Genomic DNA, 24,749 nt, shown 5'->3' on the forward strand with positions numbered 1-24,749 from the left:
ACGAAGCCGCACATGCCCAAAGGATTGCAACGCGCCCTCGGCGCCACCCTGATCGCCCTGGCCCTTTACAGTCTGCTGGGCTTTCTGGTCCTTCCGGGCGTCGGCTTGCGCATCGCCAATCAGCAGTTGGCCAAATACGCCAGCGTGCCGGCGCACCTTGAACGCCTGGAGTTCAACCCCTTCAGCCTGGAGCTGACGTTGTGGGGCCTGCACCTGGGTGCACCGGGTGCCGAACAGGTGAGCTTCGAGCGCCTCTACACCAACCTGCAAATCGACAGCCTGTGGAGCGGTGCCTTGCACCTGTCCGCCATAGAACTCGACAAGCCGCACACCGAGCTGCTGTTCGACAAGCAAGGCCGGCTCAACCTTGCCCAGCTGTTCACGTTGCCGCCCTCGGCCCCCGCGCCCGCCGATGCGCCACCGTCCAAGCCGTTCCCGCTGCGCATCGACAGCATCAAGCTTGCCGAAGGCTACCTGCACTTCAACGACCCACGCCCCAGCGAGCCGATCGAATTCGTCTACAACTCGATGAACCTGGAGCTCAACAACCTCAGCACCCTGCCGGAAGACAACGCCGACATGACCCTCGCTGCGGTCAGCCCGGATGGCGGGCGCATCGACTGGACCGGCAACCTGAGCCTGTCGCCAATCGCCTCCACTGGCAAACTCAAGGTCAGCGATGCGCGCATGAAGGTGTTCTGGCCCTACGTGCGCGACGCGGTGCCGATCGACTTGCAGGAGGGCGTGCTCAACCTCAGCACCGATTACCAGCTCAACCTGGCCGAGCAGACCGAACTGCTGCTCAGCAACGCCTCGCTCAGCGTCGCGCCGTTCGCCATCAAGGCGCCCGATGGCCGCCCCTTGGTCAATCTGGCCCGCCTGGACGTCAGCGACACCCGCGTCGACCTCGCCAAGCAACAGGTGCAGGTTGGCAAGATCCGTAGCAACGGCCTGGAAACCTGGGTTGCGCGCGAAGCCGACGGTCAACTGGACTGGCAAAAGCTGCTGGCCAGCCAACCGGCCAAGCCCACGCCGGTGGAGGCCAAGTCGCCCGCCGCCGCCGACAGCAAGCCCGCCCCGGCCCCAAGACCCAGCAAACCGTGGCAGATAGTGCTCAAGGATGTGCAGCTGCGTGATTACAAGGTCCACGTTGCCGACAAGGCGCAGAAGGAGCCCGTGGCGCTGGACATCACCCCGCTCAATATCGATGTGCATAACTTCGACAGCCTCAACGGCTCGCCCTTCACCCTCAAGCTCGACACCGGGCTGGGCAAGCAGGGCAAGATCAGCGCCGAGGGCGAGGTCAATCTGCAGCCGGTGAGCGCGCGGCTCAAGGTAGCGACCCGCGATATCGATCTGCGCGTGGCCCAGGCCTATATCACCCCGTTCATCCGCCTGGAACTGCGCAGCGGCATGCTCGACAGCGACCTGGCGGTCAATCTCAAAGGCACCGCGCCGCTGGCCATGAGCATCACCGGTCGCGCCCAGGTCGATCAGCTGCACACCCTGGACACCCTCAAGCAGCGCGACTTCGTCAAATGGGAACACCTGATGGTCGAGGGTATCGACTACGAGCATGGCGACAGCCTGAGCATCGACAAGGTCAACTTCGACAAGCCCTACGCGCGTTTCATGATCAACCCCGACCGCACCACCAACGTCGATGACCTGCTGGTCCCACAGCCAGCTGAAAGCGCCGCCAAACCGGCCAACAAAACCGCGACGACGGCCAACGCCAGCAAGCCACTGGGCATTCACGTTGGCGGCATCGCCATCAATGACGGCTCGGCCAACTTCGCCGACTTCAGCCTGCGCCCCAACTTCGGCACCGCCATCGAGCAACTCAATGGCCAGATCGGCACTCTCGACAATCGCAAACCTGTGCCTGCCAAAGTCGATATCAAAGGCCAGGTGGATCGCTACGCGCCGGTGACCATCGCCGGCAGCTTGAACCCATTCGATCCCATGTCGGCTCTGGACATCGCCACAAGCTTCAAGCGCGTCGAACTCACCAACATGACGCCTTACTCGGGGAAATTCGCCGGTTACCGCATCCGCAAGGGCAGGCTCAACCTCGACCTGCACTACCAGATCACCAAGGGCCAGCTGCAAGCCGAAAACAATGTGGTGGTCGAACAGCTGCAACTGGGCGAGAAAGTCGACAGCCCTGACGCCGTGAGCCTGCCGATCAAGCTCGCCATCGCCCTGCTCAAGGACACCGACGGCAAGATTTCGATCTCGCTGCCGGTTACCGGCGACCTCAACAATCCGCAGTTCAGCGTCATGCCGATCGTCTGGCAAACCCTGCGCAATCTGGTGCTGCGCGCAGCGCAAGCGCCGTTCAAATTCATCGGCGGGTTGATCGCCGGCGGCGGTGGCGACGACCTCGGCACCGTAGCCTTCGCGCCAGGCACCAGTGGCCTGGACGCAAAGGCCCAGGCCGCGCTGATGAAACTCGCTGCAGCACTCAAGGAGCGCCCTGCCTTGCGCCTGGAAGTCGAAGGCAGCGCCGCCCAGAGCAGCGATGGCCCGATCCTCGCTGAACGCCGCCTGCAGAAGGAGTACCAGAGCACCTACTACAAGATGCTGCAGCGCCGTGGCGACAAGGTCCCGGCCGATGCGAGCCAGATCACCGTACCTGAAGACGAAAAGCCGGCCATGCTCGAAGCCATCTACCGTACGCGCGCCAAACAGCAACCACCGGCCGAGTGGCAGCAGTTGGACAGCAAGGCGCGGGCGGCCAAGCTGCACGACGCAGTGATCGACTCGTGGGATGACAGCACGCCGCTACTGCGCGAACTCGGCCAGGCCCGCGCCGCCAGTATCAAGGATTTCATGGTGCAAAAAGCACAGCTGAGCGATGATCGCGTCTTCTTCATCGACGCGAGCCTGGGCCAGGCTGAAAAGGACGGCAGCGTCATCACTCACCTGCATCTGGATGCTGAATGAACACTTTGTACACAGTGGCCGCCTGCCTTACCTTGCTCGCCACCGCCGCCACCGCGCACGCCGACGACTCGATGCGCTGCGACAGTGCGCTGGTATCGGTGAACGACAACATGAACACGGTGTTGCGCAAGTGCGGCGAACCCAGCGGCCGTGGCCCTGTGAGCTATCTGAAAAACGCGGACGGCAGGCAACACGAGGAAATCCCCGTACAGCAGTGGACGTATGGCCCTACGTTCGGGATGTACCACTACCTGCGCTTCGAGGGCGACCGCTTGGCCAACATCACCGGCGAACGCGGTTGAGGTTGCTGTAAGCCTTCCGGGCCCCTTCGCGAGCAAGCCTTGCTCCTACAAGTGACTATGGGCGCAAGGCTTGCTCGCTGAGGGGCCGGAAAGCCCACAAAAAAAGCCCCGCAGCATTGACGCTGCGGGGCTTGTCGATCAGATCCTTCCGGTCTTCGCATGAACCCTTTGCAGGGTTAGCGATATTCGCCAGCTTACTCGGCTTTCAGGCCGTCAGCCGATACTGCTTTGACGCCTTTGATTTTCTTGGTGATCGCCACGGCAGTGGTTTTCTGCGCTTCGGTGATCGCAACAGTCGACGACAGGGAAACCACGCCTTTGTTGGTTTCTACCTTGATGTCGGTACCAGGGATGCCTTTCTCGGTCACCAGGTCGGATTTGACTTTGGTGGTGATCCAGGTATCGGAAGTGGACTCTTTGGCTTTTTCCATTTCGCCGGCAGCGACAACCATCGGCTGGGAAGTCTGGGCAGCCTGGACCATGGCAGCATTGGCCAGAGTCAAGGTCAGGGTAGCAGCAGTAGCGGCAGCAATTGCGAACTTCTTCATACGAGTCACTCCTGTTTTTCGAAAAAACCTGCGCCTTTTATGGTCAAGGCTGCAGAGTTACTAGATAGGATTGCAGGGGTTGTGCCAAGTTCATATTTAAAAATATTCCAATAAAATCAATAGTTTACAAAATCGGCAAAATCTCTGGGTCGTGCATACTGCATGATGGCGCCTTAAGCCCGCGTGCAAGTTGCATCTTCGCCAAATACCGGCGCGCGCCAGTCTCTGATTTATCTACCGCTACCCCTGCGGCCTGCGCGCGTAGCGTCGTGGTTCCGAACCGGATTGTCCGGGACCGTCTCGCAGGGAAGATCATGAACGTCACCCCCTATTTCGAAGCAAGTATCCTCTTCGCCCATTTCAAGACGGCGCTGGAGGCCGCCTCCAGCGATATTCTCAGCATCGAGGAAACAGCTTGGCTAAGCCGCCTGGCCGACGAAACAGCCATCCCCGAAAACATGCGCGTGGAGGCGCTGAAAAATGCCCAACCGGCCTCTACCGGTTGCCTGGTATTCCATCAGCGCAACCCGGCGCTCAAGGCGGTTTACCTCTATAGCCCTCTGCGCGGCGTGCAAGGCTTCGATAACCTGCGCCAGCTGGAGAGCTCGTTGCAAAGCGAACTGGCACATCTGGGCGTCGCCACCCAGCCGCTGCAATTCGTTGAGCTGGCCTACCCGGTATTCGAACAGTGGTCGCAGCAGCTCCTGCAGGAACAGATCGACCTGCTCGGCAATTTCGCCGAGGGGCTGAGCAAGCTGCCAACCTTGCGCAGCGTCATGGACGACTGTGTGACCCAGGCTTTCTCGGGCGTGCTCGATGGCACCACGGACATCGCCGGGCATCGCTTGCAGATCGTCGCCGCCGACGATGTCGTGCTGCGCACCGAAACGCTGTGTGACAGTGCCCTCGACCTGTTCAGCGGCCAGCCTCTGGGCATAGGGCTGCGCCGTCGCTACCTGCGCGGTGACGCCGTCGAACCCGACCCGGCCTACCACGACAGCTGCGAAGCGGCGCTGCTTGAAGCCACCATCGCCGTCCCGGGAGCCTTCGCCCGCACCTTGCGCGAGTACTGGGCAGGCGCTGATAACGACGTCGGCAGCGACCGGCGCGATGCCCTCGCCCTCGGGTTGGCCGACAACTATGCGCGGATGCTCATCCAGTCAGCGGCCAGCGGACAGATCAGCGCCGGGCAACTGGAATGGCTGCGCGAGCTGCTGATCCCGGACGTTGACACCCTGAGCGCGCACACTCTTGCGTTCGCCGCATTGCAGGAAGGCGACAAGGCCGTGGTACCGATTGCCGACAGCCTGGTCCTCCTGCATCGCACCGAAGCCAGCCAAGGCCTCTTTGTGTACAGTGCCAGCGGCGGCCTGCTGCATTTCGCTGATCGAGAGGCCCTCAAGCGTCACTGCATCGAGCGGGTCTCCCAGGCACCGCGCTGGATCGCGATCGCACAGGATCACTGGAACCTGTTGCAAGATGAAGCCCCCACCGACATTACCCTGACCGACATCGACCAAGGCGCCTTCCTGGTGCTTGCGGACAACTTGAGCGCCCTGATCGCCCGGCGCCTGGCCCATGCCTTGCGCTTCCCCGGCGCACAGACCGGCACGGCCGCTGCCGCCGTTGAGGATGCCTTGGATATCCGCGCGCTCATCGATAGCCGGCTAGCCCATATCGGCGATACCAGCCGCTGGATAACAGACCGCGCCGGCGCCACGGTCAAGAGCCTGCCCGAGCCCCTCAACCGCAGCGTGACGCTGTTTCAACGCATGATCCACGCCAGTTCACTGGTATCGCTGCTCAAGGGCCTCAAGGGTGCCCAGCCCGATATTCGCGCATCAGTCATCCGGCAATTCGCGCCCGCGATCAACGCCCTGTGCCAAGGAGCGCTGCAGCCCCAGGACCTGTGGATCAAGCACAACGATGAAGCCGTCGCTCTGATCGACTTTTTCCTGGGCACGCTCAGTGGCAGCATCGCCCATGGCAGCAAGGCCGATTTCCAGGTGCTGGATCGTCATCAGCAGTCGCTGGCCTGGCCGAGCGCCGAAGCCCTCTGGCAGCAGATCGGCCATCTGAAGCTCGACTTCTCGCTCGGTTATCTGGAGCAACACAAGGCCTACGATGAGGGGCAGGTGCGCTTTGGCAAAGGCGTGACCTTCTCTGCGCGGGTCATGCACGTTCTGACCGAAGCGCTACTGCGTATCGAACTGGCCATGGCCCGCGAGGACAAGCTGATCGATGCGGAACTGCTGGACTTGCTGCAGCACTCTCTGGACAGCCCCCAGCCGACCCTGGCCAATGCCCGCTTCCGTATTCTCGGGCTGAGCCTGAAGATGCCTGGCAAGCCCCACATACTGCCCATGACCAGCGCCTTCGTGCTGCAGCGGGCGGCCCCCGAGGCCGGCACGCTGCTGCTGTGGTCGCCGCTGGAACCGTTGACGCAATTCCATGATGAGCAGAGTCTGCTCGATCAAATGAATGGTGCGTTCGAGGAAGAACCCAAGCTGGTGCAATGGATGGACCTGATACATGCCGAGGACCTGATCAAGTGGCATACGCCCTCGGTGCTGCCCGGCGTCACCGTGCCGGAGCTGGTGCTGACGAGCGTAGGTGCCGACCTGCTCGGTCACTTGGGCAAGAGCGCCGCGAGCTATCGTGCCAACACCCGCACGCACTATTTGAGTTACGCGATCCGCAACGAACTCGACGGCAAACTGTTCCAGCGCTTCGTCGACCTCGAAGCGAACGCCCAGCCCATTCAGAAGCCCCTCAAGCGCCTGCGCGATACGCTGCAGATCCAGTACTTCCGCAGCTTGCTGCCAATCTGGCTCAAGGACGCGACGCCTCACCAACTGCGCACCTACTCGCTGCTGTTGCAGAACGCCGTCAGCGTTTCCAACAGCAAATTCAACTATCTATTCGATATTCCCAAACTGGACGACTTCGCCCATCAGCAACTCAGTGTCCAGCTGGCCAAGGATTTTCCCACCCTGGCGGCGGATCCGGCGCTGATCACCGTGACCTATTCCCACGTCACGCCCAGCCCGGTGCTGTCCGGGGAGACGCCGTCCCCCCTCGCGGGCGACATCGTCACCACCAGCAAGAGTCTCACCGAATTCGCCCTGACCCACAGTGGCATCGTCGATACCGCCAGCAACTTCAAGGTGAGCGTCTCAGGGCCGAATCAGGCGCCGTTGCCGCTGGATGCACGCAAGGTCCGCGACATGGTCGATGCGCTGGATGTCGGCCGCTCCTATCGCACCTTGCTGGCCGACAAACTCTCCACCCACAGTGCCGACTACGGGAAACGTCGCGAGCGCTACAGCCACACGGCGACCGCGTACCTGATGGAAGAGGGTTATCAGCAGTTTCTCGAGAAAAGGCTCAGCGCGGCGGCGATGTACTACCTGTCCCACGTGTTGGCCAAACCGGATGGTTTGGCCCGCGATGATGCGATGGGCCAAAAGATCGTCATATCCAACCTGCAACTGCGCGCCGCCGAGGGCTTTGCTCCCGACACCGTGCGTGGCATGTACCTCATCGGCCCGGACGATGTGAAGCAAGGTCCCGTGCTGCTCTACTGCGCCTATCGGCCAGAACACCGGCTGATGGAGTTCAAGGATCAGGAAGCCCTGCGCGCAGCCTTGCTGCTCGACACCGCCTTGCAGCAAGACATCCTCGCGCGTGTGCCCGATGGCGTGCGCAGCCGCTACGATCACCAAGGCTTCCTGCACCCTCATCTGTTCTGGGACCCGTCCGACCTCTACGTGTTCGATACCACGCCGGGGCCGGTGCAACTGGTCCGCCGAGTCATCGAAGGCAATGCCCTCCACGTCCTGTATGACGAGAACGCGCTCCTTCTTATCGAGTTGGCCAAGGCACGTACGGTCACCACCGCCGAGGCCTACTGGCAGGTTTTCCGCTACGTGCTGGGCCTGGCGATCGAACAGGGATCGCTGTTCCTGCCGGGCAAACTGGCGGCGGTGATCGCCACCCTGCAAAGCGCGCAGTGGCTCAAGGGCTCGGCCGAAGCGGCGCTCAAGCACAACTGGGGCGAGTCCCTGGCGGAGTTCGTCACCGCCTTGGGGAGCCTGGCCAGCAATCGCATGCCCCATCACGCACTGAGCAAGAAAGGTGTGCCGTCGAGCCCCGCGCCAGAACCAGCAGCGGTCGACATCGACCCCGCCTGGACGACTCAGTCCCTGCGGCCTCAATTCTCGGGAAGCCTGGCCAACTTGCGATGTGATGACATCCAGCTCAAAGATTTGAGCAAGAACGCCGCGCTGAACCTGTACGTCGACACCACCGCGAATCGTTATTTCGCGGCGGTGGCGGGGAATGTCTATGAAGTCGGCAAGCCTGGGGAACACTGGAGAATCATCAAGGATGGCAAGGCTGGCCCGGACCTGAAAGAAGTAAATGGCCAGTGGCAGATCGACCTCAAGGAAGGCCTGCTCGGCGGCGGGATCATGCCCAGCTGTTTTGACTCGGCTGCCGCAGACCTCGACATCGCGCTGCGCTTCACCACCTTGGCGTCGGGCATGAAAGACATCAGTGCACTGCACCCGCTCAAGCACGCCATGCTGGTGCGGGCCTATGACAAGGCGCGCCACTACCTTGAGACCGCGCTCGAGAACCTTGAGGCACCCAGTCCGCAGGTCGCGCTGTCGCCCAGGACCTTGAAGATCCTGAGCAATGCGTTCGGGCACGTTCCGTCCCCGCAGGCGGTGGAGCAGCTACGGGACTACACCAAGCGGATATTGACGCATTTGCTTTCGGATCCCATGAAGCCCGCCAGCTCGAAGCGCATCGTCGTTGGCGTCAACATGCCGGGCTATGAAGACACCGTAGCCTTCGTCTATGACGAAGATCCAGGCAAACGGATTTTCCTCACCGAGCGGTTCTTTACCCTGCCATGGGACGTCTCAGTGCATGCCCTCGCCTCCGATACCGAGTTGCTCGCGCATCAGCAGGCCGTCTCGTTGATCCATGAAATCTCTCATCAGATCCTCAGAACGGTGGACATAGCCTACGTGGAGGCCTCATCCCCCTTTATCGATCAGCTCAGCCGCAATAGCGGCGGCAGGCGCAATGTCCGTGACGAAATACTGGCCTTTCGACGCAACGGCCTGTCGGTGAACACCTCACCCCATACTCTGTTCAAAGTCCGGGTAAACATGGTGTGGCGCGACATTGTCGCCGACGATGGTCGTGCCTTCGACGCGATACTCAAACTCACCAAGACCGACAAATTAGTGAATGCCCGCGCGGCCTTCTACACCAACCCGCAGATACGCACCGATATCATTATGGCCAACGCTGACTCCTTGTCTTGGCTGATCGCCAAGCTGGGACGCACGCGTTTCGCCCCTATCGGCTGAAATGAAAATGCCCCGTATCCGAAGATACGGGGCATTCCTGTGTGACTGCGCAGCGGATCACGCTGCGCTACAAAGCTGACAGCACTTACGCGCCGGAAGCCTTGGCAGCAGCGACGTCCTTGATGGACAGCTTGATGCGACCGCGGTTGTCGACGTCCAGTACCAGCACTTCGACTTCCTGGCCTTCCTTGAGGATGTCGGTGACTTTCTCTACGCGAGCATCGCTCAGCATCGAGATGTGCACCAGACCGTCCTTGCCCGGCAGGATGTTGACGAACGCACCGAAGTCAACGATACGCTCGACCTTGCCGACGTAGATCTTGCCGATCTCGGCTTCGGCGGTGATGCTCAGAACGCGCTGACGCGCAGCTTCTGCTGCTTCTTTGCTTTCGCCGAAAATCTTGATCGAGCCGTCGTCTTCGATATCGATCGAAGCCTTGGTTTCTTCGCAGATGGCACGAATGGTCGCGCCGCCTTTGCCGATGACGTCACGGATCTTGTCGGTGTCGATCTTCATGGCGATCATGGTCGGCGCGTTGGCCGACAGCTCGGTACGCGAAGTGCCGAGGATCTGGTTCATCTGGCCGAGGATGTTCAGGCGCGCTTCCAGGGCTTGGCCCAGGGCGATTTCCATGATCTCTTCGGTGATGCCGTTGATCTTGATGTCCATCTGCAGCGCGGTGACGCCTTTGGCGGTACCGGCTACCTTGAAGTCCATGTCGCCGAGGTGATCTTCGTCACCCAGAATGTCGGTGAGGATGGCGAACTTCTCGCCTTCTTTCACCAGGCCCATGGCGATACCGGCAACCGGCGCCTTCATTGGCACACCGGCGTCCATCAGTGCCAGAGAAGCACCGCAGACCGACGCCATGGAGCTCGAACCGTTGGACTCGGTGATTTCCGAAACCACGCGGATGGTGTACGGGAATTCGCTGGCATCCGGCAGCATGGCCGAGATGCTGCGACGGGCCAGACGGCCGTGACCGATTTCGCGACGGCCAGCACCGCCCATGCGACCACACTCACCGACCGAGAACGGCGGGAAGTTGTAGTGCAGCATGAACGGGTCTTTTTTCTCGCCTTCGAGGGTGTCCAGCAGTTGCGCGTCACGGGCGGTACCCAGCGTAGCAACGACCAGCGCCTGGGTTTCACCACGGGTGAACAGCGAAGAACCGTGGGTCTTTGGCAGAACACCGACTTCGATGTTCAGCGGGCGTACGGTCTTGGTGTCGCGACCGTCGATACGTGGCTTGCCGTTGACGATGTTTTCGCGAACGGTGCGGTATTCGATCTCGCCGAAGATTTCCTTCACTTCGCCAGTGCTTGGGCCGTTTTCAGTGGCGAACTTGGCAACCACTTGGTCACGCAGTTCACCCAGCTTGGCGTAACGATCAGCCTTGACGGTGATGGTGTAGGCCTGAGAAACGGCATCGCCGAACTCACTGCGGATAGCGCCCAGCAGCTCGGTGTTCCAGGCTTTAGGGGTCCAGCTCCAGGTCGGCTTGGCAGCTTCGGCAGCCAGCTCGGTGACGGCTTTGATGACCGACTGGAATTCATCGTGGGCGAACAGCACGGCGCCCAGCATCTGGTCTTCGGTCAGCTCTTTGGCTTCCGACTCAACCATCAGCACGGCGTCCTTGGTACCGGCAACGACCATGTCCAGGCTCGAAGCAGCCTGCTGCTCGTACGTCGGGTTCAGCAGGTAGCCGGTGCTTTCGTGGAAAGCCACACGAGCGGCGCCGATCGGGCCTTCGAATGGAATGCCGGAGATGGCCAGGGCTGCCGAGGTACCGATCATCGCAGCGATGTCCGGATCGGTTTTCTTGCTGGTGGAAACGACGGTGCAGACAACCTGCACTTCGTTCATGAAGCCTTCAGGGAACAGGGGGCGGATCGGGCGATCGATCAGACGCGAGGTGAGGGTTTCTTTCTCGGAAGGACGGCCTTCACGCTTGAAGAAACCGCCAGGAATTTTACCGGCAGCGTAGGTCTTTTCCTGGTAGTGCACGGACAGAGGGAAAAAACCCTTGCCTGGATCCGCTTGCTTGGCACCGACCACGGTGACCAGTACGGTGACGTCGTTATCGACGGTGACCAGTACGGCGCCTGAGGCTTGACGGGCAATGCGGCCCGTTTCGAGGGTAACGGTCGACTGACCGAATTGAAACTTCTTGATGACCGGGTTCACGGTTTCCTACCTTCTTGATTGCTCTGGGGGAACTGGGTTCTTGCGAATGCTTGGGCAGGCAGGGGATTCGGCCCCGATGACCGTCCAGATACAACTTGAGGCTGGAGGCCTGTCCGCCCTGGCGGTGAACCCGCTGGGGTACGACAGACAACCAACCTCAGGAATGCGCGCGGCGCCCTCGCAGGCCGGAGCTTGAGCCCTGGCCGGCGAACACAACACGCCACGCTTGTCACCGCGTGTCAGGCCGCTATTAGCGACGCAGACCCAGACGACCGATCAGGGCGCTGTAACGGGTGATGTCCTTGCCCTTCAGGTAGTCCAGCAGCTTGCGGCGCTGGTTGACCATACGGATCAGACCACGACGCGAGTGGTGATCCTTGCCGTTGGCCTTGAAGTGACCTTGCAGCTTGTTGATGTTGTGGGTCAGCAGTGCAACTTGCACTTCTGGCGAACCAGTATCACCAACGGCTTGCTGGTAGTCGGCAACGATTTGAGCTTTGTCTTCAACGCTAAGAGCCATGAGGCATCTCCAGTACTAGGGAACCCGCAAGCGGATTCCAACAGGCCAGGGTAATACCCTGTATTAATAAAAAGAGGTGCGACCGTGCCTGTTGACAGCCGTCCTCGACCAGCCGCCAGGGAACCCCCGGCGACCGGGATCGGTCATTCCGACCGAATCAGTCGACGTGGCGCAATGCGCCCGTCTTCGCTCACTTCACCGATCCCGATGAAGCGACCATTGTGATCCTGTACCCGCACCATCCCGAAGCGCGGTGCATCGGGGGCTCTGACCGCCTGCCCGTGCAACCAGTAGTGCGCGCTGGCCTCGGAGAACTGCAACAGAGGCCAATCCTGCAAGCCGCTGTCCGATGGCATCAGGAAGCGATCCACCGCCTCGTTGCCGCCTTCGGCGTGTACCGCCTCGAGTTCTTCGAGGGTGACAGTCTGGGCCAGGCTGAACGGCCCGGCGTGGGTACGGCGCAGTTCCGCGACGTAGGCGCCACAGCCCAGCTGCTCGCCAATGTCTTCGACCAGCGTGCGGATATAGGTGCCTTTAGTGCAGCCTACCGACAGTCTGGCGCGGGTCTGCTCGTGTTCGAGCAATTCCAGCCGACCAATAGTAACAGAACGCGCTTCCCGCTCCACTACTTCCCCTGCACGGGCGAGCTTGTACAGCGGCTGACCATCACGCTTGAGCGCCGAGTACATCGGCGGGATCTGCATGATAGGGCCGCGAAACGCTGGCAGAGCAGCCTCGATATCGGCGCGACCGACGGTCACCTCACGAGTCTGCAGGACCTCACCTTCGGCATCCGCCGTGGTGGTGGTCTGCCCGAGTTGCATCACCGTCTCGTAGCCCTTGTCGGACTCGAGCAGGTACTGGGAAAACTTGGTAGCCTCGCCGAAGCACAAAGGCAGCACACCGGTGGCCAGCGGGTCGAGGCTGCCGGTGTGCCCGGCCTTCTCGGCGTTCAGCAGCCAGCGGACTTTCTGCAGGGCGGCGTTGGAGGTGAACCCCAGCGGCTTGTCGAGCAGAATGATGCCGCTGACGTTGCGGCGAATACGTTTGACCTGAGCCACCGATTACTCCTTGGCGTCTGTTTCCGGACCGTCTTCGGGGTGAAGATTGTCCTCTGCCACGGCACGTTCGATCAGCGCCGACAGGTGGGCACCGCGCGAAACGCTTTCGTCGTAATGGAAGTGCAATTGCGGCACGCTGCGCAGCTTCATTTCCTTGGCCAACTGCATGCGCAGAAAGCCAGCGGCGGAGTTGAGCACCTTGATGCTCTGCTTGATGTCTTCGGCGCTGTCCTCGCCCATCACGGTGATGTACACCTTGGCGTGGCCCACGTCACGGCTGACGTCGACGGCAGTGATGGTGACCAGGCCCACGCGGGGATCCTTGACTTCACGACGAATCAATTGTGCCAGCTCGCGCTGCATCTGATCGCCGATCCGTTGGGTACGGCTGTATTCTTTTGCCATGTTTCACTACCTGTAACTAGAGCGGCAAACGCCCGGTCAGGCATAAAGCCGGACCGGGCGTTGCGTTCAGAACCGGGCGAAACATTCGCGCGGTTCCATGAGCTCGCGGATTAGAGCGTACGAGCCACTTGGACCTTCTCGTAGACTTCGATCTTGTCGCCCGGCTTGACGTCGTTGTAGCTCTTGACGCCGATACCGCACTCCATGCCAGCACGAACGTCGGAAGCATCGTCCTTGAAGCGACGCAGCGATTCCAGCTCGCCTTCGAAGATAACGATGTCTTCGCGCAGTACACGGATCGGACGGTTACGGTAAACCGTACCCTCGATGACCATGCAACCCGCGATCGCACCAAACTTCGGCGAACGGAACACGTCACGCACTTCGGCGACACCCAGGATGTTCTCGCGAACATCGCTGCCGAGCATGCCGGTCAGGGCTTTCTTGACGTCTTCAATGATGTCGTAGATCACGTTGTAGTAACGCATATCCAGACCTTCCTGCTCGACGATCTTGCGCGCGCCGGCATCGGCACGCACGTTGAAGCCGAACACTACTGCATTGGAGGCCAGTGCCAGGTTGGCATCGGATTCGGTGATACCACCGACGCCGCCACCGACCACACGCACTTGCACTTCGTCGTTGCCCAGGCCGTTGAGCGCACCTTGCAGCGCTTCGAGCGAACCGCGGACGTCGGATTTGAGGACGATGTTGAGCGTCTTCTTCTCTTCCTGGCCCATGTTCTCGAAGATGTTTTCCAGCTTGCCGGCGTGAGCACGGGCCAGCTTGACTTCGCGGAACTTGCCTTGACGGAACAGCGCGACTTCACGGGCTTTCTTCTCGTCAGCCACAACGCTCATTTCGTCGCCAGCGTCCGGTGTACCGTCCAGGCCGAGGATCTCGACAGGGATGGATGGACCAGCTTCCTTGATCGACTTGCCGTTCTCGTCGAGCATGGCACGCACGCGGCCATAGTTCGAACCGACCAGGACCATGTCGCCCTGACGCAGGGTACCGTCCTGAACCAGCACGGTGGCCACCGGGCCACGGCCCTTGTCCAGACGGGACTCGACCACCACACCACGGCCAGGGGCCGAAGGGGTTGCGGTCAGTTCCAGCACTTCGGCTTGCAGCAATACGGCTTCGAGCAGTTCGTCGACGCCAGTACCCGCTTTGGCCGAAACCGGTACGAATGGAGTGTCGCCACCCCACTCTTCGGAGGTCACGCCGTGCACCGACAGTTCGCTGCGGATGCGATCCAGGTCTGCACCCGGCTTGTCGATCTTGTTGACCGCCACGACCAACGGGACGCCAGCTGCCTTGGCATGCTGAACGGCTTCGATGGTTTGCGGCATCACGCCGTCGTCCGCTGCCACCACGAGGATGACGATGTCGGTCGCCTTGGCACCACGGGCACGCATAGCGGTAAACGCGGCGTGACCCGGGGTGTCGAGGAAGGTGACCATGCCACGGTCGGTTTCGACGTGGTAGGCACCGATGTGCTGGGTGATACCACCGGCTTCGCCAGCGGCAACCTTGGCACGACGGATGTAGTCGAGCAGCGACGTTTTACCGTGGTCGACGTGACCCATGACGGTCACCACCGGCGCACGTGCAAAGGCTTCGCCTTCGAACTTCAACGATTCGGCCAGGGAGTCTTCCAGGGCGGTGTCGCTGACCAGAGTCACTTTGTGGCCCAGTTCTTCAGCAACCAGTTGGGCAGTTTCCTGATCCAGTACCTGGTTGATGGTGGCTGGAGTACCCAGCTTGAACATGAACTTGATGACTTCGGCAGCTTTCACCGACATCTGTGCGGCCAGATCGCCGACCGAGATGGTCTCGCCGATCTGTACGTCACGCACGACAGGGCCGGTCGGGCTCTGGAAACCATGAGCGTTGCGCTTTTTCAGCTTGCCCTTGCCACGGCCACCGCGACGGAAGCTGTCGCTTTCTTCTTCGGTGGTGCGCGGAGCGGCACGCGGAGTCGGCGCCTTCTCCTTGACGGTGGCACGGTGCGGCTGGTTCTTGCGCTCGCCGGCACGGCGGTCGTCTTCACCTTTGGCCTTGTCCGGGCGACGTGGCGGTTCTTCACGCTTGCGCTCGCCAGCCGGGGCAGGCGCCGGGGCTTGTGCGACGAAAGCGTCGGAAGCCACAGGGGCCGGTGCAGCGGCCGGAGCTGCTGCAGGTGCCGGGGCTGCTGGAGCAGCGGCGGCGCCTTGCGGCGCGTTCGAGGCTTCCTGAGGAGCCTTCGAGCGTGCTTCTGCCTCTGCCTTCTGGCGCACAGCGGCTTCGGCCGCACGGCGCTCTTCGAGCTCGCGCTTCTGCTCGGCCTGGATTTCTTCCGGGCTGCGCTGAACGAAAACTTTCTTCTTGCGTACTTCTACGCTGATGCTTTTGCTACCTGCTACACGCAGGGTGCTCGTGGTTTTGCGCTGCAAGGTGATCTTGCGCGGTTCTTCCACTTTTACCTTGTGGCTGCTTTTCAAATGAGCCAGCAGAGCCTGCTTCTCATTATCGGTCACAACTTGTCCGGCGTCGGTGTGCGGCAGACCTGCCTCACGCATCTGCTGTAACAGGCGCTCTACCGGTGCAGCGACCTCTTTGGCCAGTTCATTCACCGTGACTTGCGTCATGCACTTCTCTCCTCAGGCCGCGCCTACTTACTCGAACCAGTGGGCTCGGGCGGCCATGATCAACTTGCCGGCACGATCTTGGTCAATGCCGTCGATGTCGAGCAGATCGTCAATAGACTGCTCGGCCAGGTCTTCGCGGGTAATTACGCCGCGCACCGCCAGTTCCATCGCCAAATCCTTGTCCATACCCTCAAGCGAGAGCAGGTCTTCGGCCGGATGGGCGTCTGCCAGCTTTTCCTCTGTAGCGATGGCTTTGGTCAACAAACGATCCTTGGCACGAGCGCGAAGCTCGTTGACGATATCTTCGTCAAAGCCGTCGATGTTGAGCATTTCTTCCAACGGTACGTAGGCAATCTCTTCCAGGCTGGTGAAGCCTTCATCAACCAGCACCTGCGCCAGCTCTTCGTCGACTTCCAGCTCGTCGATGAAGTTGCGCAGGATGTCGCCGGTTTCTGCTTGCTGCTTGGCCTGGATGTCCGATTCGGTCATCACGTTCAGGGTCCAACCGGTCAGTTGGCTGGCCAGGCGGACGTTCTGTCCACCACGACCAATCGCTTGAGCCAGGTTGTCTGCGCCGACCGCGATGTCCATGGCATGGGCATCTTCATCAACGATGATGGCGGCCACTTCGGCAGGCGACATCGCGTTGATCACGAATTGCGCAGGGTTATCGTCCCAGAGAACGATGTCGACACGCTCGCCGCCCAGTTCACCCGAAACGGCCTGTACGCGGGAACCGCGCATACCGATGCAGGCGCCCTGAGGATCGATACGCTTGTCCTTGGAACGTACGGCGATCTTGGCTCGGGAGCCAGGATCACGAGACGCAGCCATGACTTCGATCAGCCCTTCGGCGATTTCCGGCACTTCGATGCGGAACAGTTCGATCAGCATTTCTGGCGCAGTACGCGACAGAATCAGCTGCGGACCGCGATTCTCGGTGCGGATTTCCTTGAGCAGTGCACGCAAGCGCACGCCCACCCGGAAAGTTTCCCGGGAAATAATGTCTTCACGGGCCAGCAACGCTTCCGCGTTGTTGCCCAGGTCGACGATGACATTGTCACGGGTGACCTTCTTGACGGTCCCGGAGATGATCTCGCCGAGACGCTCGCGATAGGCATCGACCACTTGAGCACGTTCGGCTTCGCGAACTTTCTGCACGATGACCTGTTTGGCGGTCTGGGCAGCGATACGGCCGAATTCGATCGAATCGATCTTTTCTTCGACTACTTCACCGACCTGAGCGCCAGGGTGCGAGATTTCCACCTTGCTTGGCCAGGTCTCGATGGCCGGATCGTCAAGATCAGCCTCCTCGACCACAGTCCAGCGACGGAACGTCTCATAGGCACCGGTGTGGCGGTTGATTTCCACACGCAGGTCAACTTCGTCTTCAAAACGCTTTTTGGTGGCCGTAGCCAGCGCTATTTCCAGCGCCTCAAAAATAACGCCCGCCGGTACGCCCTTTTCATTGGATACCGACTCAACAACCAGCAGTACTTCTTTGCTCATCGTACGCCTCGCCTTTCGCAAGCCATTTGGATCCGCGGGATCCGCGTCTCAGTCAAAACTGGGAATAATGTTGGCCTTGTCGACCATATCGATCGGCAACAGGAACTCGTGATCGTCTACCTGGACTACCACATCCTGTTCCTCCACCCCGCGGAGAAAACCCTGAAAGTTGCGTCGCCCTTCGAAGGGCGAACGCAGCTTGATCTTCACTTGTTCGCCGACAAATTGGGCAAACTGTTCAAGAGTGAACAGCGGGCGCTCCATGCCGGGAGAAGAAACTTCAAGGGTGTACTCGACGGAGATAGGATCTTCAACGTCCAGTACGCCGCTGATCTGGCGGCTGACGATTGCACAGTCATCCACCAGCACGCCGCCTTCCTTGTCGATATAGACACGCAACAAAGAATGGCGACCTTGAGCGGAAAATTCGATCCCCCAGCATTCATAGCCAAGGGCCACGACCACCGGGGCCAACAAGGCCTGCAACTGTTCTAGCTTGCTCGACACCTGAACCCCCTCGTGCATGTTCATGCATGCTAATGCAAATAAAAAATGGGCGAAGCGCCCATCCCGGATACGCCGTTGAATACCGACGCAAAGACTGTCCAGCCAACAAAAAGCCCCTAAAAAGGGGCTCTGCTAAAACTGGTTGCGGGAGCTGGATTTGAACCAACGACCTTCGGGTTATGAGCCCGACGAGCTACCAGACTGCTCCATCCCGCGACAAAGCTGGGGCGAAAGTATAAGACCGAACCCCTGTCGGGGTCAATCCAGCCTTTCACCGACAAGAAAGCCCGCATCTGCGGGCTCCCCTGATTAATTGGTACCGAGAAGGGGACTCGAACCCCTACACCCTATGGGCACAACCACCTCAAGGTTGCGTGTCTACCAATTCCACCACCTCGGCAATACAACTTTTACTACCCGTACAACCATGATGCCCTTGCGAGTATCACTTTTGCTCTTGAGCAGGAGGGACGTCAGATTTCACATCACTCTTTTGCTCTTGAAGCACCGGAACATCATCTGAAACCGGCTTTTGCTTTGGAACCACAACCGCTGGAACTTGAGGGAGACCTACTTGAGTCAGCTGGTGAGCTTTCTCTTTAGCAAAGTAACCTAACCCCAGGCTGGTTATGAAAAAACATGCAGCTAGTATAGCAGTAAACTTACTAAGAAAGGTAGAGGAACCTTGGCCTCCGAAGACAGTATTTGATGCACCTGCTCCGAACGACGCGCCAGCGTCCGCACCTTTACCCTGCTGCAGCAAAACCAGAGCAACTACGCCCAGGGCACCCAGCAGATGAAAAACGACTACGACTGTTTCCAGCATTTTCTCAGTTTCCCGCGGCGCGAATGATCGCACCGAACTCATCTGCATTCAGGGAAGCTCCACCAATGAGCCCCCCATCGATATCCGGCATGCCGAACAGCTCAGCCGCATTGGCCGCCTTCACGCTGCCGCCGTATAGAAGTCGCGTATTACCCGCCACTTCAGAATTCTTTGCCGCCAGCTGCGCGCGGATGGCTGCGTGCACATCCTGCGCTTGCTGCGGCGAGGCCGTGAGGCCCGTGCCGATGGCCCATACAGGCTCATAAGCGATGATCGCGTTGACGAAAGCGTCGATACCCAGGGCATCAATCACGCTATCGATCTGCCGACCGACTACTGCAAGGGTCTTGTCCGCCTCGCGCTCTTCCAGGGTTTCCCCTACACAGAGCACCGGAGTCAAGCCACTGGCCTGGGCTGCTGCAAACTTTCGCACCAGCAGCTCATCGGATTCGGCAAAGATCTGCCGACGCTCCGAGTGCCCTACCAGCACCAGCTTGCAACCGGCTTCCGCCAACTGCGCCGGCGAGATCTCGCCGGTCAACGCACCCTGCTCGGCTTGCTGGGCACTGTTCTGCCCACCGACCACAATCGACTGTCCTTGCAGGCCAGCGACGACGCGATCGATATACAACGCCGGCGGGAACACCGCCACGTCGACCGAACCCGGCAGAGACAGATTGCTCAGTCCCTTGATCAGCTCAGCGACGCTGTTGCCGGTACCGTGCATTTTCCAGTTACCTGCTACCATCGTGCGACGCATGCTGTACCTCGTCGGTCAAAGTGGGCGCAGATGTTACCCAACCAGATCATCACTGGCAAGCCGTATTCAGGCGCAAACTTCACTTACCAGTTTTGCCAGCTCGTCGGCGTAGCCACGAACCTGCTTTTCATCGTCGCCTTCGACCATGACACGCACCAGTGGCTCGGTGCCGGACTTGCGCAGCAGCACTCGACCACGACCGCCCATTGCAGCGGTCACGCGCTCACAGGCCTCCTTGACCGCAGGGTGCTCGCAAGGGTCGACATCCCCCCCGGCAAAACGCACATTGACCAACACCTGCGGGCACTTGCGCACCCCCTGACGGGCGTGAGCAAGGCTCTCGTCACGGCGCCTGAGCGCCAACAGCACCTGCAGCGCAGCGATGATCGCATCCCCGGTAGTGGTGTGCTGGCAGCACACCACATGGCCGGAATTTTCGCCGCCCAACTGCCAGTCACGCTCCTTGAGCTCGGCCATCACGTAGCGATCGCCGACCTTGGCGCGCACAAACGGAATCGCCAGATCCTGCAACGCCAGTTCCAGGCCGAGATTGCTCATCAAGGTGCCGACCACGCCACCATTGAGACGGCCGCGCTCTTGCAGGTCGCGGGCAATGATGAACAGCAACTCGTCACCGTCGACGATAGCGCCCGTGTGATCGACCATAAGCACGCGATCGCCATCGCCGTCGAAGGCGATGCCCAGATCGGCGTGACCGATCAGTACAGCGGCCTGGAGGGCCTCCATGTGGGTCGAACCGCAATTGTCATTGATGTTCAGGCCATCAGGCGCTGCGGACAGCACGGTCACGTTCGCGCCGAGCTCACGGAACACATTGGGGGCAACTTTGTAGGTGGCGCCATGAGCACAGTCGACCACCAGCTTGAGGCCGGCGAAGTCGGTGCTGCTGGGCACGCTGCTCTTGCAGAATTCGATGTAACGGCCCGCCGCGTCGTTGATCCGCGATACCTTGCCCAGCTTGCTGGACTCGGCCACGGTCATCGGTGCGTCCATCAACTCTTCGATCATCGATTCGATCTCGTCGGGCAGCTTGGTGCCCTGCCCCGAGAAAAACTTGATGCCGTTGTCGTCGTGCGGGTTATGCGAAGCGCTGATGACGATGCCCGCCTCGGCATGAAAGGTGCGCGTCAGATAAGCGATCGCCGGGGTCGGCATCGGCCCCAGCAGCATGACATCGGCACCCGCGGCAGAAAGACCGGCCTCCAGGGCGGATTCGAACATGTATCCGGAGATCCGCGTGTCCTTGCCCACCAGCACCCGGCAGGCGCCCATCTTGCGGAACGCCATGCCAGCCGCCCAGCCCAGTTTGAGCATGAAGTCGGGAGTGATCGGATACTCGCCAACACGCCCACGAATACCGTCGGTGCCAAAATACTTTCTGCTCATCAATTTCAATCCTGTCTTGTTCGGCAACGCCGTTCGGCGTTGTGCTCGGGCGCCTATTCGGCGGCTTCGACCGCTGCAATCATACGCACTACATCGACCGTTTCAGCCACGTCATGCACACGCAAGATGCGCGCACCCTTGAACATGGCCATGGCTGCCAAGGCCAGGCTGCCGCTCAGGCGCTGATCGACCGTGCGGTTCAAGGCGCGTCCCACCATACTCTTGCGCGACACGCCGACCAGCAGCGGGCGCCCGAGGGCGTGCAGGGCTTCCATGTGACGGAACAGGCTCAAGTTGTGCTCATGGGTCTTGGCAAAGCCAAAACCCGGGTCCAGGACGACACGCTCGACTGGTATACCCGCCGCCACACAGGCCTGCATGCGCTCATCCAGAAAAGCACTGACCTCACCCACCAGGTCATCGTAATGAGGCGAGTCCTGCATGTCACCCGGTTCGCCGAGCATGTGCATCAGACACACGGGCAAGCCAGTGTCGGCTGCCGCTTGCAAGGCGCCAGGGCGACGCAGGGAGCGCACATCGTTGATCAAGCCGGCGCCCAGGCGCGCGGTTTCGCTGATGACCTGCGGCGTGGAGGTGTCGACCGAGATGATGACGTCCAGCTCCCGCGCGATGGCATCGACCACCGGCGCCACACGGTCAAGCTCCTCGGCGACGCCCACCACTTTCGCACCAGGGCGAGTTGACTCGCCACCGACATCGATCAGTGTCGCGCCGGCTTCGACCATCGCAACGGCATGCCGAATGGCCAAGTCGCGCTGAGCGAAGCGGCCACCATCGGAGAACGAATCGGGAGTGATATTGAGGATACCCATGACATGGGTACGGGACAAATCAAGAACCCGGTTGCCACAAGGCAACCGGGTCGGGTGTAGCGTGGATATCATGTCAAACCTTGGGGCCGGAGACCTTAGTGTTGAGCTGCTGGACCGCCGATCGGACTGGATGGCAGCTCACCCTCTTTAACAGGCGTACCCGCAGAACCCGAACCGCCACCGGACCAGTCGCGCGGCTCGCGAGGGGTACGTCCAGCCATGATATCGTCGATCTGGTCAGCATCGATAGTCTCGTACTTCATCAGCGCATCGGCCATCGCATCTAGTTGGGCACGCTTGTCCGTGAGGATTTGCTGCGCCGTGCTGTAGCAGTTGTCGATGATCGAACGCACTTCGGAGTCGATCAGCTTCGCGGTTTCGCCCGACACGCTGGCGTTGCCCGAACCACCACCGCCACGCAGGAACGGCTGGTCGTCGTCCTCGGCATAGAGCAGCGGGCCGAGTTTTTCCGAGAGGCCCCACTTGGTCACCATGTTCCGCGCAATCTGACTGGCACGCATGATGTCGTTGGAGGCGCCAGTGGTGACACCGTCGAAGCCCAGGGTCATCTCTTCGGCGATACGGCCACCGTACAGCGAGCAGATCTGGCTGATCAGCGCACGCTTGGAGAGGCTGTAGCGATCCTCTTCAGGCAGGAACATGGTCACACCCAACGCCCGACCGCGGGGGATGATCGACACCTTGTAGACCGGATCATGCTCAGGCACGACGCGACCAACAATGGCGTGACCCGCCTCATGGTAAGCGGTGTTACGTTTTTCTTTCTCGGACATGACCATGGTCTTGCGCTCTGCGCCCATCATGATCTTGTCTTTGGCCAGCTCGAACTCTTTCATCTCGACGATACGCTTGCCGTTGCGGGCAGCGAACAGCGACGCCTCGTTGACCAGGTTGGCCAGATCGGCACCGGAGAAGCCTGGCGTCCCACGAGCGATCACACCCGGGTTGACGTCATCGCCCAGCGGCGCTTTTTTCATGTGCACTTTGAGAATCTGCTCGCGACCTCGGATGTCCGGCAAGCCGACCACCACCTGACGGTCGAAACGACCTGGACGCAGCAGTGCTGGGTCAAGTACGTCCGGACGGTTGGTTGCAGCAATGACGATGATGCCGTCATTCATTTCAAAACCATCCATCTCGACCAGCAACTGGTTGAGGGTCTGTTCGCGCTCGTCGTGACCGCCGCCCATGCCGCCGCCACGATGACGACCCACTGCATCGATCTCGTCGATGAAGATGATGCAGGGCGCGTGTTTTTTCGCTTGTTCGAACATGTCACGCACGCGGCTCGCACCGACACCCACGAACATCTCGACGAAGTCGGAACCGGAGATGGTGAAGAACGGCACCTTGGCTTCGCCAGCGATGGCCTTGGCCAGCAAGGTCTTGCCGGTACCCGGAGGACCGACCATCAATACGCCGCGCGGGATACGACCGCCGAGGCGCTGAAACTTGCCCGGATCGCGCAGGAACTCGACCAGTTCGCCGACTTCCTCCTTGGCCTCGTCGCAACCGGCGACGTCACCCAAGGTGGTCTTGACCTGATCCTCGGAGAGTAGCCTCGCCTTGCTCTTGCCGAAACTCATCGGCCCGCCCTTGCCTCCCGCACCGCCTTGCATCTGGCGCATGAAGAACATGAACACGGCAATGATCACCAGGATCGGGAAGCTCGCCACCAGCAGTTGGGTCCAGATGCTCTGCTGCTCGGGCTGCTTGCCTTCGACCACCACATGGTTGTCGACCAGGTCACCGATCAGGCCGTTGTCGGCGATATTCGGACGGATGGTCTTGAAGTTGTCACCGTCGCTGCGCTTGCCGGTGATGACCGCGCCGTCCACGGTGATGCGCTCGACCTTGCCATCTTTGACTTGCTGAATGAAGTCGGAATAGTTGAGGGTCTGCGGCTCGTTAGGGCTGGAGAAGTTGTTCATGACCGTCACCAGGACGGCTGCAATGATCAACCACAGGATGAGGTTCTTTGCCATATCGTTCAATTCACTACCCTCTGAAGCAAGCCACCGGGGCAGACGTGCCTCGCATGATAATCATCGGCCTAACTTACACGACACTTTCATAGTCTGCAGACACAGTCTGTAACCCTTTGTAAAGCATTGACTACAATATTGGCCTATGTGCTGACCAATCGCCCCATTGAAAATATCAATCAATGAGGCTCAGCGCCCCTATTGTTGCTCGTTGCCACCGCGGAACCCGCGGCCCAGAAGGTATTGCTCGCGAGAGCGATCCCGGGAGGAGTCAGGTTTACGTACCTGAACCTTGTCAAACATCTGCCGAACGGTCTTGTGATAGACGTCGATGCCTTCGCCCTGAAAGATCTTGATCAGGAAGTCGCCACCCGGCTTGAGCACCCGGCTTGCGAGGTCCAGTGCCAGTTCACAAAGGAACATGGCCTTGGGCATATCGACGGCCGGCATTCCACTCATATTGGGTGCCATGTCGGAAATAACAAGGTCTACCTGCGAATTACCTACCGCTTCGAGAATCTGCGCCAGCACGGCGTCCTCGGTGAAATCGCCCTGAATGAAGGTCACGTCAGGGATGCTGTCCATTTCCAGGATGTCGGAGGCGATCAACCGACCCTGACCGCCGATCAGCCGGCTGGTGACCTGCGACCAGCCGCCCGGCGCGGCGCCGAGGTCGATCACACTCATGCCAGGACGGATGATCCGGTCCTTTTCCTGGATCTCCAGGAGCTTGTAGCTCGCACGGGAGCGGTAACCATCCTTCTGCGCCATCTTGACGTAAGGATCGTTGAAATGTTCTTTCAGCCAACCAAGACTGGTTTTGGAACGGGCCACTGGGCACCTCGATATTTCTGGCGTCGCGATTAACTGGGCGCGGAGATTGCCGCTCGGGTAAACTGGCCGCCGCTTTT

17 protein-coding genes and 2 tRNA genes are annotated in these 24,749 nt (G+C 60.4%); 3 read left to right on the top strand and 16 right to left on the bottom strand.

Features of this window, described 5'->3' with window-relative positions:
• The first annotated feature begins 12 nt into the window (after positions 1-12).
• Both LIX93_RS26830 and LIX93_RS26835 read left to right on the top strand, forming a co-directional pair.
• The gene (locus LIX93_RS26830) at positions 13-2,949 is read left to right on the top strand and encodes a DUF748 domain-containing protein (protein WP_226507080.1); all 2,937 of its coding nucleotides are present in this window, start codon (positions 13-15) and stop codon (positions 2,947-2,949) included.
• On the top strand, positions 2,946-3,251 hold the full coding sequence (locus LIX93_RS26835; protein ID WP_226507081.1) for a DUF2845 domain-containing protein: 306 nt from the start codon (positions 2,946-2,948) through the stop codon (positions 3,249-3,251). Before LIX93_RS26830 ends, LIX93_RS26835 begins: the two co-directional genes overlap by 4 nt.
• A gap of 194 nt (positions 3,252-3,445) precedes the next feature.
• Here the strand turns inward: LIX93_RS26835 and LIX93_RS26840 are convergent, their stop codons facing one another.
• Positions 3,446-3,799 carry a BON domain-containing protein gene (locus LIX93_RS26840; RefSeq protein ID WP_226507082.1) on the bottom strand — a complete coding sequence of 118 codons (354 nt, stop codon included), beginning with the start codon at positions 3,797-3,799 and terminating at the stop codon, positions 3,446-3,448.
• A 314-nt stretch (positions 3,800-4,113) separates the two neighbouring features.
• Between LIX93_RS26840 and LIX93_RS26845 the strand changes: the two genes are divergently transcribed.
• Complete coding sequence (locus LIX93_RS26845) at positions 4,114-9,183, top strand: DUF6543 domain-containing protein (protein ID WP_226507083.1); 5,070 nt, start codon at positions 4,114-4,116, stop codon at positions 9,181-9,183.
• An 85-nt stretch (positions 9,184-9,268) separates the two neighbouring features.
• Here LIX93_RS26845 and pnp read toward each other — a convergent pair whose 3' ends face one another.
• The 15 genes from pnp to rlmE form a co-directional block, all read right to left on the bottom strand.
• Complete coding sequence (gene pnp / locus LIX93_RS26850) at positions 9,269-11,371, bottom strand: polyribonucleotide nucleotidyltransferase (protein WP_226507084.1); 2,103 nt, start codon at positions 11,369-11,371, stop codon at positions 9,269-9,271.
• A 250-nt stretch (positions 11,372-11,621) separates the two neighbouring features.
• Positions 11,622-11,891 (bottom strand): 30S ribosomal protein S15, encoded by a 270-nt coding sequence (gene rpsO, locus LIX93_RS26855; protein ID WP_192176367.1) that lies wholly within the window; start codon positions 11,889-11,891, stop codon positions 11,622-11,624.
• Positions 11,892-12,034: 143 nt separating this feature from the next.
• Entirely contained in the window at positions 12,035-12,952 is a 918-nt protein-coding gene (gene truB, locus LIX93_RS26860) for a tRNA pseudouridine(55) synthase TruB (protein ID WP_226507085.1), read from the bottom strand.
• 3 nt (positions 12,953-12,955) lie between these two features.
• On the bottom strand, positions 12,956-13,357 hold the full coding sequence (gene rbfA / locus LIX93_RS26865) for a 30S ribosome-binding factor RbfA (RefSeq protein WP_226507086.1): 402 nt from the start codon (positions 13,355-13,357) through the stop codon (positions 12,956-12,958).
• Positions 13,358-13,467: 110 nt separating this feature from the next.
• Positions 13,468-15,990: a translation initiation factor IF-2 gene (gene infB, locus LIX93_RS26870; protein ID WP_226507087.1), complete on the bottom strand. Its 2,523-nt coding sequence runs from the start codon at positions 15,988-15,990 to the stop codon at positions 13,468-13,470.
• A 27-nt stretch (positions 15,991-16,017) separates the two neighbouring features.
• Positions 16,018-17,499 (bottom strand): transcription termination factor NusA, encoded by a 1,482-nt coding sequence (nusA, locus tag LIX93_RS26875; protein WP_226507088.1) that lies wholly within the window; start codon positions 17,497-17,499, stop codon positions 16,018-16,020.
• 48 nt (positions 17,500-17,547) lie between these two features.
• Positions 17,548-18,006, bottom strand: coding sequence for a ribosome maturation factor RimP (gene rimP, locus LIX93_RS26880; protein ID WP_226507174.1), 459 nt, complete (start codon positions 18,004-18,006; stop codon positions 17,548-17,550).
• A gap of 139 nt (positions 18,007-18,145) precedes the next feature.
• Positions 18,146-18,222: transfer RNA gene (locus tag LIX93_RS26885), tRNA-Met, on the bottom strand.
• 98 nt (positions 18,223-18,320) lie between these two features.
• Positions 18,321-18,406: transfer RNA gene (locus tag LIX93_RS26890), tRNA-Leu, on the bottom strand.
• Positions 18,407-18,451: 45 nt separating this feature from the next.
• Positions 18,452-18,832 (bottom strand): preprotein translocase subunit SecG, encoded by a 381-nt coding sequence (secG, locus tag LIX93_RS26895; protein WP_226507089.1) that lies wholly within the window; start codon positions 18,830-18,832, stop codon positions 18,452-18,454.
• 4 nt (positions 18,833-18,836) lie between these two features.
• A complete protein-coding gene (tpiA, locus tag LIX93_RS26900) occupies positions 18,837-19,592 on the bottom strand; it encodes a triose-phosphate isomerase (RefSeq protein ID WP_226507090.1) in 756 nt (251 codons plus the stop codon).
• 66 nt (positions 19,593-19,658) lie between these two features.
• Positions 19,659-20,999 carry a phosphoglucosamine mutase gene (glmM, locus tag LIX93_RS26905; protein ID WP_226507091.1) on the bottom strand — a complete coding sequence of 447 codons (1,341 nt, stop codon included), beginning with the start codon at positions 20,997-20,999 and terminating at the stop codon, positions 19,659-19,661.
• A gap of 53 nt (positions 21,000-21,052) precedes the next feature.
• A complete protein-coding gene (gene folP / locus LIX93_RS26910; RefSeq protein ID WP_226507092.1) occupies positions 21,053-21,904 on the bottom strand; it encodes a dihydropteroate synthase in 852 nt (283 codons plus the stop codon).
• 23 nt (positions 21,905-21,927) lie between these two features.
• Positions 21,928-23,838 (bottom strand): ATP-dependent zinc metalloprotease FtsH, encoded by a 1,911-nt coding sequence (gene ftsH, locus LIX93_RS26915; RefSeq protein WP_226507093.1) that lies wholly within the window; start codon positions 23,836-23,838, stop codon positions 21,928-21,930.
• Between the two features lie 198 nt (positions 23,839-24,036).
• Positions 24,037-24,672, bottom strand: a complete 636-nt coding sequence (gene rlmE, locus LIX93_RS26920) for a 23S rRNA (uridine(2552)-2'-O)-methyltransferase RlmE (protein WP_226507094.1) — start codon at positions 24,670-24,672, stop codon at positions 24,037-24,039.
• Positions 24,673-24,749 lie beyond the last annotated feature (77 nt).

The sequence above is a fragment of the Pseudomonas sp. MWU16-30317 genome (assembly GCF_020515695.1).
Taxonomy (GTDB): domain Bacteria; phylum Pseudomonadota; class Gammaproteobacteria; order Pseudomonadales; family Pseudomonadaceae; genus Aquipseudomonas.